The following is a 13,279-nucleotide window of genomic DNA, read 5'->3' as shown; positions in this document are numbered from 1 at the left end:
ACCGCATGAATGTCACTCGCGGCGTTTGCTGTGCCCTGCTAACGATCATCGCAATGTGGATCTACCTCATTGGACTAATCGAGGGACTCCCGCGCTGGGTCAATGGCATTCCTGTGGTGCTGGTTTATTTCATCGCAAGCGGCGCACGGCTGCCGCACATCACCTGGAGAAAGATCATGACCAAGGCCCAAGTTGCCCAGGCCATCACCACCACCGTCGAGCTCGACACGCCCATCAAGCGCGGCGAGACCGAGATCAGCGAAGTCACGCTTCGCAAGCCCAGCGCCGGCGAGCTGCGCGGCGTGAACCTCGCCGACGTGCTGCAGATGCAGACCGACGCGCTGATGACGTTGATCCCGCGGCTCTCGACCCCTTCGCTGACCGCGCCCGAAGTGCGCCATATGGACCCCGCCGACCTGGTGCAGTGCGGCGGGGAGGTCGCCGGTTTTTTGATCTCGAAGCGGGCCAAGGGCGAGGACGCATAGCCCTCCCCGCCTCGGTGGAAGACGCGATGGCGGATCTCGCCGGCGTCTTCCACTGGACACCCAACGATTGCGCGGACTTCTCCCTGCGCGAACTGATGGAATGGCGCGAACGCGCGCGCAAGCGTAGCGGCGCCGATAGTGACGGAGCCGGCCATGGCGCGCGATCTCAAGCTTCAGGTCATCCTCGACGCCGCTGACAAGGCCACGGCGCCGCTGAAGAAGATCACCCGAGGTAGCAGCAAGACCGCAGACGCCCTGCGCGCGAGCAAGGAAGAACTGCGCAAGCTCGAGCGCCAGCAGCGTGACTTAGGCTCGTTTCGCAAGCTCAAGGAAGCCACGCGCGAGAACGGCGAGGCCCTGGCCGCCGCGCAGGAACGGCTGCGCAACATGCGCGGCGAGCTCAAGCGCACCGACGCCCCCACCGAGAAGTTCCAGCGCCAATTCAAACAGGCCAGCGACGAGGTCGAGCGACTGAGCGGCAAGCTCGGCGACCAACGCCGCCGCCTGGGCGAATTGCGCACCGGGCTGCACCAAGGCGGGGTCAGCACCGACAACCTGGGCCGCAGCGAGGATCAGTTGGCCGAGCGCATACGCGAGGCCAATACCCAGTTCGATGCGCAAAAGCGCAAGATGGGCCAACTCGCCGAGGCGCAGCGCAAAGCCAAGCGCGCCAACGACCAATTCCATCGCGGGATCGGTCGCGCCAATGGCATGCGCGGCGCGGGCATGACAGGGCTGGCCACCGGGGGCGCCGCGCTCTACGGTGCCAGCCGCCTACTCTCCCCCGGCGTCGAGTACGGCCAGCAGATGAGCGCCGTGCAAGCTGTCGGGCGCTTCAATGCTGACGACGAGCGGTTCAAAGCGCTAAAGCAACAATCCCGCGACCTGGGCTCGAGCACCCAATTCAGCGCCGGTGAAGTCGGCTCCGGGCAAGAGTTTCTATTGCGCGCGGGGATGAGTGCTAAAGCCATTCAGTCCTCGATGAAGGACGTGCTCAGCCTCGCCGTCGCCAACAACACCGAGCTCGGCCGCACCGCCGACATCGCCTCGAATATCGCCGGCACCTTCAAGATCGACCTGGAGAAGGAAGGCGCCATGGGCCACGTTGCCGACGTGCTCTCGGCCACGGCCAGCCGCGCCAATGTCGATCTGGCGAAGCTCGGCGAAACGGTGAAGTATCTCGGCGGCGCCGAGGATCTGGATTTCACCCTCGAGCAGGCCAGCGCCATGGCCGGCCTACTGGGCAACATCGGCATTCAGGGAAGCCAGGCCGGTACCACGCTGCGCGGCATGATGAATCGCCTCACCGACCCCACGAAGGAAGCCGCCGGCGTCATCGACCGGCTTGGGGTGAAGGTGGCCAACGCCGATGGCGAGATGCGCGCCATGCCCGAGATCCTGCGTGACATCAACGACGCCACCAAGGATCTCGGCAACGCCGACCGCAAACAGGCCCTGCAGCAGATCTTCGGCGCCGAGGCGGGCTCGGGCATGGCCGAGCTGGTCAGCCAGATGAGCACCGGCAAGCTGGATGGTTTGATCGAAAAGCTCCGGGTAGCCAACGGCGAAAACGACCGCATGGCCGCCACGATGAAGGACAACATCGGCGGCGACCTCAAGAGTCTGCAGTCCGCCTGGGAAGAGGTCGGGATCTCGATCACCGACACCAACAAGGGGCCGTTGCGCGAGCTCATCCAGAACGTCACCGCGATCACCCGCTGGGTCGGCGACTGGATCAAACAGAACCCGGAATTGGCCGGCGGCATCGCCAAGGCCGCCGCCGGTCTCGCCGTCCTGGTCGCGGTGGGCGGCGCATTCACGATCATGCTGGCTTCGCTACTCGGCCCGATCGTCACCGTCCGCTACGGTCTCGCCATGCTGGGCATACAGACCGGCGGCCTCGGCGGCAGGATCTATGCCTTCACCAGCAAGATTCTCCCGGCGCTGGGCCGCGGCATCCTGATGGTCGGCCGCACGCTTACCCTCGCCGGGCGCCTACTGCTGACCAACCCCATCGGCTTGGCCATCACCGCCCTCGCCGGCGCGGCCTACCTCATCTACAAGAACTGGGAGCCGATCAGCCAGTTCTTCAAGGACCGCTGGGCCGACGTCAAAGCCGCCTTCAGCCAAGGCACCGGTGCCGTGCTTCAGCTGCTGCTCAACTGGAACCCCATCGGCTTGCTCTATCGCGGCATCACCGCTGGGCTTTCCAAGCTCGGCGTCGAGGTGCCGGGCAAGTTCACGTCGCTCGGCAGCGCAATCGTCGACGGCCTGATCGGCGGCCTGACGGGCAAGCTCGCCGCGCTGAAAGACAAAGTCGTCGGCATGGCCAGCGACGTGAAAGGCTGGTTCGCTGACGTGCTCGACATCAACTCCCCGAGCCGCGTCTTCGCTCAGTTGGGTGGCCACACCGTGGACGGCCTGAACGTCGGGCTCGATGCCCAGCGCGACGAGCCCGCACGGCGTGTGGCCGAGATCGCCAAGCGCGTGCAACAAGCCGGCGCGGGGCTGGCCCTGGGTGCCGCGACGCTCCCCGCCACTGCCATGCCCACCGTGGCCCAGCAAGCGCCGATTCAGTTCGATACCCGGCCACCGCTGAGCCAGTCTGCCCCGCGCGAGTCAGGCGGCCTCACCATGGGCGACATCAACATCGAGGTGAATGCCGCGCCCGGCATGGACGAACGCCAGCTCGCCCAGTACGTCGCCCAGGAAGTCCAGCGCGCACTGGCCGATCAGCAAGACCAGCTCAACGCTCGACGTCGCTCTTCGTTGAGGGATACGGAATGACCTCTCCCTCACCTTCAAGCATGTGTGCCCTTAGGGTCATCATGAGTGAGCCGATCATCACAAAAGCATCTGTAATGAATAGGGCTGGCAAGCCTAAAATCCACAGACCTGCATGCTCCCCATCTTCGGGCATCACAGATTCTAATGGCGACATAATAATCAGTAGCAGAGCTAGAAGAGCTATCAAAAAGAAGGCCATTGATGTCGCCATATAACGTCGACTCTCGGCATGTTTCAGAGCAAGACTGGCGACAATAGCCGGCGCAGAGATCAAACCAACGATAACTGTGCTTTTTTCACTAATCTCTCGAAAAAGAGAATCAAAACCTACTGTGACCCCAAATCCTAACCAACAACTTATTCCAGCAACGAAGAAGCCCCCCATAGTGATCATATAGTTTTTTGCTTTTTGATCCGGACGCTCAACACTCATTAAGGAATCTCCATGCTAATGGCCCTTGGAATGTTCGTATTCGAAGTCGGTAGCGTCCCCTACCAGCAGCTCAAGCGCGCCACCGAATGGCGGCACGCTAGCCAATCGCGCGTCGGGGATCGACCTGCGTACCAGTTTATCGGCCAAGGGAGCGATACCATTACCCTCAGCGGCACCTTGCTGCCCGAATTCACCGGCGGCCGGCTGGATCTGGACGAGATTCGCGATATGGCCGACAAGGGCCAGGCGTGGCCGCTGGTCGAGGGCACGGGCCGGCAGTACGGCCTGTGGGTGATCACCAAGGTCGATGAAACCTCGAGCGCGTTTTTCCGTGACGGCGCCGCGGCCAAGATCGAGTTCACGATGACGCTCGAGCACGTCGACGATCAACGCACCGACCTGATGGGTGATCTCACCACCTCTACCCTCGCACGACTCGCGGGGGCCTTCGCATGAATGACAACGCCGAGCGCCGCTACCGGCGCCCCAGCTATCGCATCACGCTCGATGAGCAAGACATTACGCCCAGGATCAACGGCCGTTTGATCCGCCTGCGCCTGCGCTCACAACGCGGCCTCGAGGCCGATCAACTGGATCTTACCCTCTCCGACCACGATGGCGCGCTCGCGCTACCGAGGCGCGGCGTGTCCCTGCGCGTCGCCTACGGCTGGCAGGATGACGGCCTGATCGACAAGGGGCTGTTCACCGTGGACGAAGTCCAGCACAGCGGCACGCCGGACCAGATCACCATCCGCGCGCGCAGCGCCGACATGCGCGGCCGCCTGCCGGGCAAGCGCAGCCGCAGTTGGCACGACATCACCGTCGGCGAGATCATCGACACCATCGCCAAGCGCCACACCCTCGAGCCGGTGGTCGGCGACACCGTGCGCGGCATCCGCATCGGCCACATCGACCAGACCGAAGAGAGCGACCTGAACTTCCTCACCCGCCTGGGCGAACGTTTCGATGCCGTGGCCACCGTCAAAGCCGCTCGGCTGCTATTCACCCAGGCCGGCGAAGCCCTGACGGCCAGCGGCCTGGCCATGCCGTCCGTCACCCTCACCCGACGCGATGGCGATCGGCACCGCTACAGCGCCACCGATCGCGACACTTATACCGGCGTCATCGCCTACTGGAACGACAAGGCAAACGCCAAGCGCCAGCGTGTCATCGCCGGCAGCGACGAAGATGCCAAGGAACTGCGCCCCACCTACGCCACCGAGGCCGACGCCCTGGACGCCGCCAAAGCCGAATGGCGGCGCGTGCAACGCGGCGAAGCCACTTTCAAGATCACCCTCGCCTACGGACGCGCCGATATCCTTCCCGAGTCGCCACTCACGGCCAGCGGCTTCAAACCAGACATCGACGCCACGCCCTGGTTGGTCACAGAAGTGGAAGATTCACTCGATGACAATGGCTTTGGCACGCGGGTGCAGTGTGAGGTGAGGGGGGGCGCGGCTGAGACATAGCCACCAAGCTCGAAAGCTCCCTCCCCTTGATCTTTCTATAGGCCGCCCCGAGCTATGGCTAGTGCGCCACACACATGGCTGCTGTCACGTTTGGCCGGTCAGACTGCAGGCGTTCTCATGAGCCAATCGCACTTGGAGAGGAAGAGCCGATGAAGACTTGTATGCAGTGCAACGGTGAGGGGGAAATCCCCTGTCCTGAATGTAATGGGGGTCATTCTGAAGTGAAATGCCCTAGTTGTGACGGCTTGGGGCTTACTCACGATATAGAGGCCGAAAAAGCTAGAAGCTGCACAACCTGTGATGGAGAGGGCTTGGTAGGCCCGGAACACTGCTCTCGATGTGCGGGGGATGGGACCATCGAATGCAGGGTCTGCAACGGGCTGGGGGAAATTGAGGAAGATGCCTGCCTGACTTGTGGTGGATCAGAGGCCGTGGAATGCAGGAACTGCGGCGGACAAGGCAACGTCGTGTGCAGCGAGTGCGAAGGTGAAAACCCATTCTGTGGTGAATGCGACGGCAGCGGTCGCAGCTCATGCGAAGAGTGTGATGGCGATGGCGAAGTCGCCTGTCCACACTGTAGGCAAGCAGCCTGAGTGGGAGCCCCGGCCAAACGTAGCCGGGGCATTCTTTTCTCACCACCCATACCGCCGCGCCTGGCTCACCACCACACCCCGTAGATCCGACCGTCTAGCCCATAGCGATTCCTTGGGGCCGACGGTCGGCATCAGGCGCAAGCGTCCGCCGATGCGATGGCTCTTGAAGAGCCGCTGCTCACCTTCCAGGTCCACTACCACCAGATCCGCGTGCCCGGCGGGCTTCTGCTCATCGACAACCAGCAGGTCACCTTCCATCAGCGGGCCGTTCACGCCGGCTTCTTCGCTCACCTCGACCACATAGCAGCTCGGGGGAAAGCCGGAGAGGTCGTAGCCTTCCAGCGCGGGGTGTTTGATACCCAGCATCGCCGGGCCGAGGTAGTTCACTCGCATGTCGTCCCTGCCATTCGGATCCTGCTACCCGCCGCGCCATGCCGGGCCCGGCCACCTGCGCTCCCTAGAGTTTGTCATATTAGCGTTTGCCTAAGGGTGCGTTACTGTCGAATACTGTATAAACAAACAGCTTTTGACAAGAGGCACCGCCATGCGCGATCCCGAGATCCGCCATCCGCACCCGGCGCCGCCATACCGCGCCTTGCCCCATCCGCTGGTTACCATCCGCGCCGGTATCTCCGGCTTCCCCTCACCGGCGGAGGACTACGTCGGTCGCACGCTCGACCTCAACGAGCGGCTGGTGAAACGCCCTGCAGCCACCTTCTTCATGACCGTCGCCGGCGACAGCATGGTCGACTTTGGCATCCAGGACGGTGACACCCTGGTGGTGGACCGCTCCATAGACGCGAAGCCCGGTCATATCGTCGTCGCCCTGGTCGACGGCGAAGTGATCGTGAAGCGATATGAGATAATTGGCCGGCGGCCCTACCTGTGCTCTGGCAACTTCCAGTACGCGCCGATTCCGCTTGCCAACATCGAGTGCCAGGTATGGGGGGTGGTGCGCTCGGTCATCCACGAGTTCGTCGTATGATTGGGCTCGTGGACTGCAACAACTTCTACGTCAGCTGCGAGCGCGTCTTCCAACCACGGCTAGAGGGCGTACCGGTGGGGGTGATGTCGAACAACGACGGCTGTGTGATCGCCCGCTCCAACGAACTCAAGGCTCTGGGCGTCGAGATGGGCACCCCAGCCTTCGAGCTGCAGGAGTGGGTAAACCAAGGCCGCATCCATCTGCTCTCGTCCAACTACGAGCTCTATGGCGACATGAGCGCCCGGGTGCGTGAAGTCCTCGAGGAGTTCTCCGCCGGCGTCGAGCCCTACTCCATCGACGAGATGTTCGTGCGCTTCGACGGCTTCGACGCCGCCACCACCCAGGCCTTGGCCCGCACGCTCTACCGCAACGTGCGCCAATTCACCGGCATCCCCGTCTGCGTGGGCGTTGCACCCACCCGTACCCTGGCCAAGCTAGCCAACCGCGCCGCCAAAAAGCTGCCGGAGTACGGCGGTACCTGCGTCATGCATGCCAACGGTGATGACACTCGCCGTCTACTCGAGCACACCGCCCTGGGGGACATCTGGGGCGTGGGCCAGCGGCTTGTTGAACGGCTCGCTCTCCAGGGCATCAAGACCGCCTGGGATCTCCGACAGGCCGATCCCAAAGCCATCCGCCAACGCTTCTCCGTCACACTCGAGCGCACCGTGCGCGAGCTTCAGGGCACGCCCTGCATTGAGCTCCACGACGCCGATCGGCCCCGTGATCGCATCATGACCTCGCGATCCTTCGGCCGCCTCACTGGCGACCTGGGCGACCTGCAGGACGCCATCCGTCAGCACGCCCAACGCGGCGCCGAGAAACTGCGCCGGCAGGACAGCCACGCTCGCGCCGTGCTCGTCTTCCTCAAGACTAACCGTCACCGGCCCGACCTGCCCCAGTACTCGCCCAGCATCGTCATAGAGCTGCCCGAGCCCACCGACGACAGCCGGCCGATCCTCGCCGCCGCCCGCCAAGGGCTCGAGACGATCTATCGCCGTGGGTACCGATTCATGAAGGGCGGCGTGATGCTGCTCGACCTGGTGGACGCCAACCGCGAGCAGCTCTCACTACTCGATACCCCCGAGCGGGAAGCCCAGCGCGAACGCGACCACAAGCTAATGGCCGCCTTGGACGCGCTCAACGGGAAGATGGGCAAGGGCACTGTGCGCCTGGGCGTGCCACGCCAGAACGCCGCCTGGCACCTACGCTGCGCGCACCGCACGCCACGGTGGACAACGCAGTGGCGAGAATTGCCTCGCATTGCGACCCGTTAGGCCATGGCGCCGGATCCACGGTCCACGTATCATAGCGGCCAGAATTTCGTGTCAGGATGATGAGATGTCAGAGCAGATCGTACTGCCCTTTCTGAAGTGGGCCGGGGGTAAAAGGTGGTTGGTCCGCGATCATCCTGAGATCTTCCCCACTGAGTTCAATACCTACATTGAGCCCTTTCTCGGAAGCGGCTCAGTGTTTTTCCATTTGCAGCCTCAGCAGGCCTTGCTATCCGATGCTAACCAGGAGCTCATCACGACATATCGTGCCCTGAGGAACCGGAATCGCATGGTGGAGAACCTGCTCAAAAGCTACCACGAGCAGCACTCCGAAGAGTTTTACTACTTCATGCGCGCCCAGACGCCGACTAAGCAGGAAGAGATCGCCGCGCGCATGATCTATTTGAACCGAACCTGCTGGAACGGTCTCTATCGCGTCAACCTTTCGGGAAAGTTCAACGTGCCGAAAGGAACCAAGAGCAACGTGGTGCTTGATACCGACAACTTCCGGGAAACCGCAAAACTGCTCCGCCGCTCTGTGATCACGCACTCCGATTTTGAAGAGATCGTTGATGCGGCACAGGAAAACGACTTTGTATTTGTCGACCCTCCTTACACCGTCAAGCACAACTGCAACGGCTTCGTGAAATACAACGAGAAGCTATTCTCGTGGGATGATCAGGTCAGGTTAAAGCATGCCATCGATCGTGCTACGGACAGAGGAGCCAAGGTTTTGCTCACCAACGCGAACCATGACTCCATACTAGACCTTTACAAAGACTATGTTAACCACAGCACACTAACTAGAAGTAGCGTGCTGTCTGGAAAAAGCGAGCACAGAGGAAAATATGAAGAGCTTACAATAAGCTGCTGGGCCTAAAACCCAGCAGCCCTATCACTCTTCTACGATATCCTCTAGCTTCACTTGCCCCCTCAGCAGCTTAAGAAACATTGCCTGTCCACCACTACCCGGGACAAAATTACGAGCGGTAAAGTCTTCATCCTTAAGCTCGATACCATCAAAAAAGGGCAAAAATTCTTCTTTACTGGGAATTCTACCTATATCATCACCCACAGCAGTCAAATATACATCTTCTTTCAAATACTTCATCAAAGCTTTAAAAGAATTAGACTTAGGAAGCAGGTTCCCAGTCACATCCAGCCTCTCCCACGAGTTAGGCCACTTACTTTTTACCGCCTCAAAATAATTATAAACTATCTCTGCAATATCCAAATCTTTACCATCTAAAAAAAGATTCCTAAAAGGACGATTTAACAACTCAGCATGATCCGCTCTCCGTGGCCGCTTACCCTCAATAAGCATATTTCTATCCACTACAGGGTCGGCGGATATAAATCGCACTAACGATTCTACAAATGCAGCTTGAGTTAATGGTTCGCGCTTCCTTCCCGGCGTAGCAGTACCAAGCCTTTTTATTCTCTCAAAAAAAGGACTAGTAGGCTCACCATCTAAAACAACTGCCACATTATGGCAGGTCTTGAATGGACTATCCGTTTTTGCCAGCTCAGTTAAATCATACACCAAACTTCGATTAACCTTGGTTTGAGCAAGGTTTACAGTGGCAAATATATTTGCTTGCTCAGCGACATCCGCACCGACAAAGATAGATACATTTATATCAAAAATTCTCGCCCAGTCATCAAATGTCCAGTTATCATTTTCATCCATGAAAGCAGCAATCCGATGCTGACCATCAATCACTTTTGCAATCTTTCCTTTAGGAATTGGGTCTTCGTCTATCCCTTCCTCAGGATAATATGCAGAAAGTGACAAGTAGTAGAACTCATCCGTAACCTTCTCCAGCACGACACATTTTTCATCAACAGCAAGAACCACTGCTGTAGGGAAAGTAGAGTCATCACCCTCAATATACTTCTTTATCTCATTTATTCTTCTTTTACTAACTGGTCGCTGGATACCTAGATATTTCTCTAAGTCACGCTGATCTTCTGCCAAGCGACGGACGTCTGAATAGGAAATCTCGACCAAGTCTCTAGCTCTGATACCAGCGACAAAGAAGGTGCCGATGGGCTGCTCGACTTTTAGAACTGGGATCTTTAAATTAAAATCACTCATCATCAACCCTCGGTCTTCCTTAACCTGTCAGAAAAATCACTTTGAAATTGCTTTTCACTAGTTTCCTTGCGACGAAAAAAACCCCTGCCACCACCAAAACCATCCAGTAATGAAAGGTACCAACAAAAAAGAGAAAAAAGATATATATAAAGCGCGTTACCCACTAAAAACGCATGAAGAAAAGTGCTCTTAAAACTCCCCAAATCTGTTTTGACCGCCGCAAACCCAACCACAGTAATCATAAGAGAAACCACAGCCAAAAAAGACATTAGCTGATATCCTCTAAAGACTTTAAAAGCATCTCTTAACTTCTCAGAAAAATCAGCATTATCTTCTGCTTCCTGAAATTTCTCATAAATAATATATATAAGCGGCGTCAAAAAGGAAGCCGAGTAAACAAAAAGCTCCGAAACTGACAATCCCTCCTGAAGCTTGGAAAAAAACTTTTCCATTAGAGCGCCCGAACCATCAGGAACCTCTGATAAGGCAACTGACAAGAACACAGGCGAAGTTGTTAAAAGCCAGAGAACACCAAATTTTTTCAAGGCCTTTTTATGACTGCTAATGGGAAAAAAACACAAGCTGTTTAGAACTGGGACTTTGTCTGCAAAGGCCAGGACATAATATTCAGCTTTTGTTGTCCACCACTGCCTTAACCAAAGCCACATACAGGCACCATATCTCAGAAAAAAAGCACCAATCAAAAGCGCTATAACCAAAATAATATAAAGAAAACTGACACCTCCAATGACAGCCCCTAAACCCTCATTCCCATCCATGCGTAAAACACCTCAATGGAACAGTCCTTTATACTTAAATTCAGGCATCAACTAACCCGCCCAATCCTGACCCGGCACCGACCCAGAATCTCCACGTCCTGCATCTCGTCGGGCTTGATCATCTCTTTCTCGTAAGCGTGGTTGTCGCTGATCAGCAACCAGGCTCCACCCGCGACGCGTTGCACGCGCTTGATGCGGTATTCCTCCCCCACGCGAAGCAAGAACACGCCATCCGGCGTGCGCTGGCTGCAGTCGACGATCACCCGATCGCCGTCCTGGAGTGTGCTGCCCATGGAGTCGCCGCGGACCTTGGCGCCGATCAGGTGCGCGGGATCCAGCCCCTCGGCGGATAGCGCCTGGGTCTGGAAATAGAGGGTGCTTTCGATGTTCTCGTGCTCGATGAGGCGCCCTGCGCCGGCAGCGGCCTCGATGTCGTACATCGGCACAGGTGAATAGCCATCCAGGGGTTCTTCAACTGGTGCCTGCACGTCGGAGGAACCACCGCTGCTCTTACGCCCAGTCAGCACGTAATACACGTCGACACCCGCGCTATCGAGAGCCGCGAGGTATTCCGTGTCGGGGTTACGAGTGCCCTTTTCATAGTTGATCTGGGTCGTCTTCCCGACACCCGCAAGGTTCGCAAACGCGGTCTGACTAAGGCCTAACCGCTTTCTCTCCCCTTTGATACGCTCGCCAACGGTTCTCAAATCAGCACCATATATACTTGACATGGTTCACATTCATGAACCAGTATTGATTTGCAGTCTTTCACTGGTTTTCACATCACAAGGGAGCCACTGCCATGGCCACCTCTGTTGCTACCCAGGCCCGAGACGCTCGGGCCATCAAGATCGAGATCTCCGGCGTCACCGGCTCGGGCAAGACCTCGCTCCTTCACATCCTCGGCCGCTACCTCAACGAGCAGGGCTTTCCCGTTGCCCTGGAGGATGCCGATCCGGCGAGCCTGGGCGGAACGCTGATGCGTCCCGAGACGCTCGACAAGGAAACCGCCGGCGCCGATCTCGCACGTTTCCGCGAACACCGGATGCATCACCCGATCACCCTTCGCACTCGGCTGACGGAAGATTCGCGTTCTCCTCAGCCTGTCGCTGTACAAGGCGCTTGATCTCGTTATGGGCGTTGATCTGGCTGACAAAACGGGACTCGTTGCCCGGCAAAGCCGCCATCAAGGCATCAAAGTAGCTGGCAGGGCCACTGCCCTTCAGCGCCTTGAGCGCAGTACGACAGGACTTACTGCCCTCTTCACGATGCCCCTGCAGGCGCAGCAGGCAGCCCAGTGCAAACAAATCCCCAATTGCCAGCGCCTGATCGCTAGGCAGCTCGTGAAGCAGCCTCCAAAGCCGTTTTGCATCCACTGCCATGACGCCGCCTTTGTCTTTCACTCTATTTAGGAAGCCTAACCTATGAGCCATCCCGACACCATCATGTCGCCCACCGTGAGTCGCGCGCCCAAAGGCTGCAATCGCCCGGTGATGACCCACCTGACGGAAACCGAGCGGCAGCGCCTGGAGAGCATTGCCGAGTTGGAAATGCGCTCGCTCTCCGCGACGTCTCGCCTGCTGATGATCAAGGGCATCGAGCAGTACGACGCCGAAACCGAGCAGGCCGCTCGATCTTGATCTCTCCATCGTCCTGCATTGCCGCATAAGGAACTCCGCCATGTACCAGGACCCGAAACGCGTTCGCACCAAGGCCACCGTCTATCTGGACCAGTACGAAGCCGACGTCATCACCGCGCTGGCCAACTACCTGGGCGTACCCAAAGCCGAGGTCATGCGCCAGATGATGATGAAGGAGGCGCGCGAGGTGCTCGGCGTCGACCTCGCCGTGCTTGCCGACACTATCGCCGCCTGCGCGAGCTGAGCCCAGCACCACATCCACCGTGCATTCGAGGTGCTTCATGCCGGAAAAAGCGATGGAGCTCGACCCACAGCTACAAGACGTGCTCGACGCCATCCGTGATCAACAAGGGCTGGAAAGTCGCGAGCAGGCCGCGGAATGGCTGCTGCGCCGGCGAATCCGCCGCGGCGCGCAAGAGCTGACAGGACGTGGCCGCGCCCTTTACCCCGCAGGGAGGAAACATTGATGACCGTACAGAACCGCCACCGCATCCCGTGCCCGCATTGCGGCGTGAACCTGCGCGTTCGCAAGAGCCAGGGGCTCACGCCGGTGTACCGCGAGGCGGTCTTCGAGTGCCGCAACGAGGATTGCGGCTGGCGCGGCAAAGCGTCGATCGAGATCACGCACACCATCGCACCCAGCGATATCCCCAACCCGACCGTGGCCTTGCCGTTAGTGCCACGCCTGCGGGACCTGATCACCAAACAAGCCCACGCCGCCAACGGCTGATACCGG

Annotated in this window: 18 protein-coding genes and 1 pseudogene; 13 read left to right on the top strand and 6 right to left on the bottom strand. The window is 58.9% G+C overall.

What is annotated here, in order from left to right; all coding sequences use genetic code 11:
• Window positions 1–5: 5 nt before the first annotated feature.
• Genes CSAL_RS17695 through CSAL_RS07015 form a run of 3 tightly spaced genes read left to right on the top strand, consistent with a single transcriptional unit; the run spans window position 6 to window position 3,272 of the window.
• A complete protein-coding gene (locus tag CSAL_RS17695; protein WP_011506678.1) occupies window positions 6–485 on the top strand; it encodes a phage tail assembly protein in 480 nt (159 codons plus the stop codon).
• 26 nt (window positions 486–511) lie between these two features.
• On the top strand, window positions 512–682 hold the full coding sequence (locus tag CSAL_RS17780) for a GpE family phage tail protein (RefSeq protein ID WP_011506677.1): 171 nt from the start codon (window positions 512–514) through the stop codon (window positions 680–682).
• Entirely contained in the window at window positions 639–3,272 is a 2,634-nt protein-coding gene (locus CSAL_RS07015) for a phage tail tape measure protein (RefSeq protein ID WP_011506676.1), read from the top strand. The genes CSAL_RS17780 and CSAL_RS07015 overlap by 44 nt, the downstream gene beginning before the upstream one ends.
• Here the strand turns inward: CSAL_RS07015 and CSAL_RS17415 are convergent.
• A complete protein-coding gene (locus CSAL_RS17415; RefSeq protein ID WP_011506675.1) occupies window positions 3,232–3,705 on the bottom strand; it encodes a hypothetical protein in 474 nt (157 codons plus the stop codon). The genes CSAL_RS07015 and CSAL_RS17415 overlap by 41 nt on opposite strands.
• A 12-nt stretch (window positions 3,706–3,717) precedes the next feature.
• On the opposite strand from CSAL_RS17415, the gene CSAL_RS07010 reads away from it, so the two are divergent.
• The gene (locus CSAL_RS07010; RefSeq protein WP_011506674.1) at window positions 3,718–4,161 is read left to right on the top strand and encodes a phage tail protein; all 444 of its coding nucleotides are present in this window, start codon (window positions 3,718–3,720) and stop codon (window positions 4,159–4,161) included.
• Window positions 4,158–5,174 carry a phage late control D family protein gene (locus CSAL_RS07005; RefSeq protein ID WP_011506673.1) on the top strand — a complete coding sequence of 339 codons (1,017 nt, stop codon included), beginning with the start codon at window positions 4,158–4,160 and terminating at the stop codon, window positions 5,172–5,174. The genes CSAL_RS07010 and CSAL_RS07005 overlap by 4 nt, the downstream gene beginning before the upstream one ends.
• Before the next feature lie 632 nt (window positions 5,175–5,806).
• On the opposite strand, the gene CSAL_RS07000 is transcribed toward CSAL_RS07005, so the two are convergent.
• Entirely contained in the window at window positions 5,807–6,160 is a 354-nt protein-coding gene (locus CSAL_RS07000; RefSeq protein WP_011506672.1) for a LexA family protein, read from the bottom strand.
• Between the two features lie 151 nt (window positions 6,161–6,311).
• Between CSAL_RS07000 and CSAL_RS06995 the strand changes: the two genes are divergently transcribed.
• The 3 genes from CSAL_RS06995 (at window position 6,312) to CSAL_RS06985 (ending at window position 8,906) form a co-directional block, all read left to right on the top strand.
• Window positions 6,312–6,752 (top strand): LexA family protein, encoded by a 441-nt coding sequence (locus tag CSAL_RS06995; protein ID WP_011506671.1) that lies wholly within the window; start codon window positions 6,312–6,314, stop codon window positions 6,750–6,752.
• Window positions 6,749–8,029: a Y-family DNA polymerase gene (locus CSAL_RS06990; RefSeq protein ID WP_011506670.1), complete on the top strand. Its 1,281-nt coding sequence runs from the start codon at window positions 6,749–6,751 to the stop codon at window positions 8,027–8,029. Before CSAL_RS06995 ends, CSAL_RS06990 begins: the two co-directional genes overlap by 4 nt.
• 64 nt (window positions 8,030–8,093) lie before the next feature.
• Complete coding sequence (locus CSAL_RS06985) at window positions 8,094–8,906, top strand: DNA adenine methylase (protein ID WP_011506669.1); 813 nt, start codon at window positions 8,094–8,096, stop codon at window positions 8,904–8,906.
• 15 nt (window positions 8,907–8,921) lie between these two features.
• Here CSAL_RS06985 and CSAL_RS06980 read toward each other — a convergent pair whose 3' ends face one another.
• From CSAL_RS06980 to CSAL_RS16900, 3 genes are read right to left on the bottom strand one after another with little or no spacing between them, the layout of a single operon-like run.
• Window positions 8,922–10,127 carry a DGQHR domain-containing protein gene (locus CSAL_RS06980; protein WP_011506668.1) on the bottom strand — a complete coding sequence of 402 codons (1,206 nt, stop codon included), beginning with the start codon at window positions 10,125–10,127 and terminating at the stop codon, window positions 8,922–8,924.
• Window positions 10,127–10,903 (bottom strand): hypothetical protein, encoded by a 777-nt coding sequence (locus CSAL_RS17410; protein WP_011506667.1) that lies wholly within the window; start codon window positions 10,901–10,903, stop codon window positions 10,127–10,129. Before CSAL_RS17410 ends, CSAL_RS06980 begins: the two co-directional genes overlap by 1 nt.
• A gap of 47 nt (window positions 10,904–10,950) precedes the next feature.
• Entirely contained in the window at window positions 10,951–11,634 is a 684-nt protein-coding gene (locus CSAL_RS16900) for an XRE family transcriptional regulator (protein WP_011506666.1), read from the bottom strand.
• A 62-nt stretch (window positions 11,635–11,696) separates the two neighbouring features.
• Between CSAL_RS16900 and CSAL_RS06970 the strand changes: the two are divergent.
• Window positions 11,697–12,029 (top strand): annotated as a pseudogene (locus CSAL_RS06970) (hypothetical protein); the annotation flags it as partial.
• Here CSAL_RS06970 and CSAL_RS17405 read toward each other — a convergent pair.
• The gene (locus tag CSAL_RS17405; RefSeq protein ID WP_148266803.1) at window positions 11,962–12,285 is read right to left on the bottom strand and encodes a hypothetical protein; all 324 of its coding nucleotides are present in this window, start codon (window positions 12,283–12,285) and stop codon (window positions 11,962–11,964) included. The pseudogene CSAL_RS06970 and the gene CSAL_RS17405 sit on opposite strands and share 68 nt — an antisense overlap.
• A 42-nt stretch (window positions 12,286–12,327) precedes the next feature.
• Between CSAL_RS17405 and CSAL_RS06960 the strand changes: the two genes are divergently transcribed.
• Genes CSAL_RS06960 through CSAL_RS06950 form a run of 4 tightly spaced genes read left to right on the top strand, consistent with a single transcriptional unit; the run spans window position 12,328 to window position 13,273 of the window.
• The gene (locus CSAL_RS06960; RefSeq protein ID WP_011506664.1) at window positions 12,328–12,543 is read left to right on the top strand and encodes a hypothetical protein; all 216 of its coding nucleotides are present in this window, start codon (window positions 12,328–12,330) and stop codon (window positions 12,541–12,543) included.
• A 40-nt stretch (window positions 12,544–12,583) separates the two neighbouring features.
• Window positions 12,584–12,787 (top strand): hypothetical protein, encoded by a 204-nt coding sequence (locus CSAL_RS06955; RefSeq protein ID WP_011506663.1) that lies wholly within the window; start codon window positions 12,584–12,586, stop codon window positions 12,785–12,787.
• Window positions 12,788–12,824: 37 nt separating this feature from the next.
• Window positions 12,825–13,010 carry a hypothetical protein gene (locus tag CSAL_RS17180; RefSeq protein ID WP_083831085.1) on the top strand — a complete coding sequence of 62 codons (186 nt, stop codon included), beginning with the start codon at window positions 12,825–12,827 and terminating at the stop codon, window positions 13,008–13,010.
• A complete protein-coding gene (locus tag CSAL_RS06950) occupies window positions 13,010–13,273 on the top strand; it encodes an ogr/Delta-like zinc finger family protein (protein ID WP_011506662.1) in 264 nt (87 codons plus the stop codon). The genes CSAL_RS17180 and CSAL_RS06950 overlap by 1 nt, the downstream gene beginning before the upstream one ends.
• The last annotated feature ends 6 nt before the right edge of the window (window positions 13,274–13,279 follow it).

The sequence above is a fragment of the Chromohalobacter israelensis DSM 3043 genome (assembly GCF_000055785.1).
Classification (GTDB): domain Bacteria; phylum Pseudomonadota; class Gammaproteobacteria; order Pseudomonadales; family Halomonadaceae; genus Chromohalobacter; species Chromohalobacter israelensis.
The sequence above is the reverse complement of the archived record's forward strand: the minus strand, read 5'-3'. Positions and strand labels throughout refer to the sequence as shown.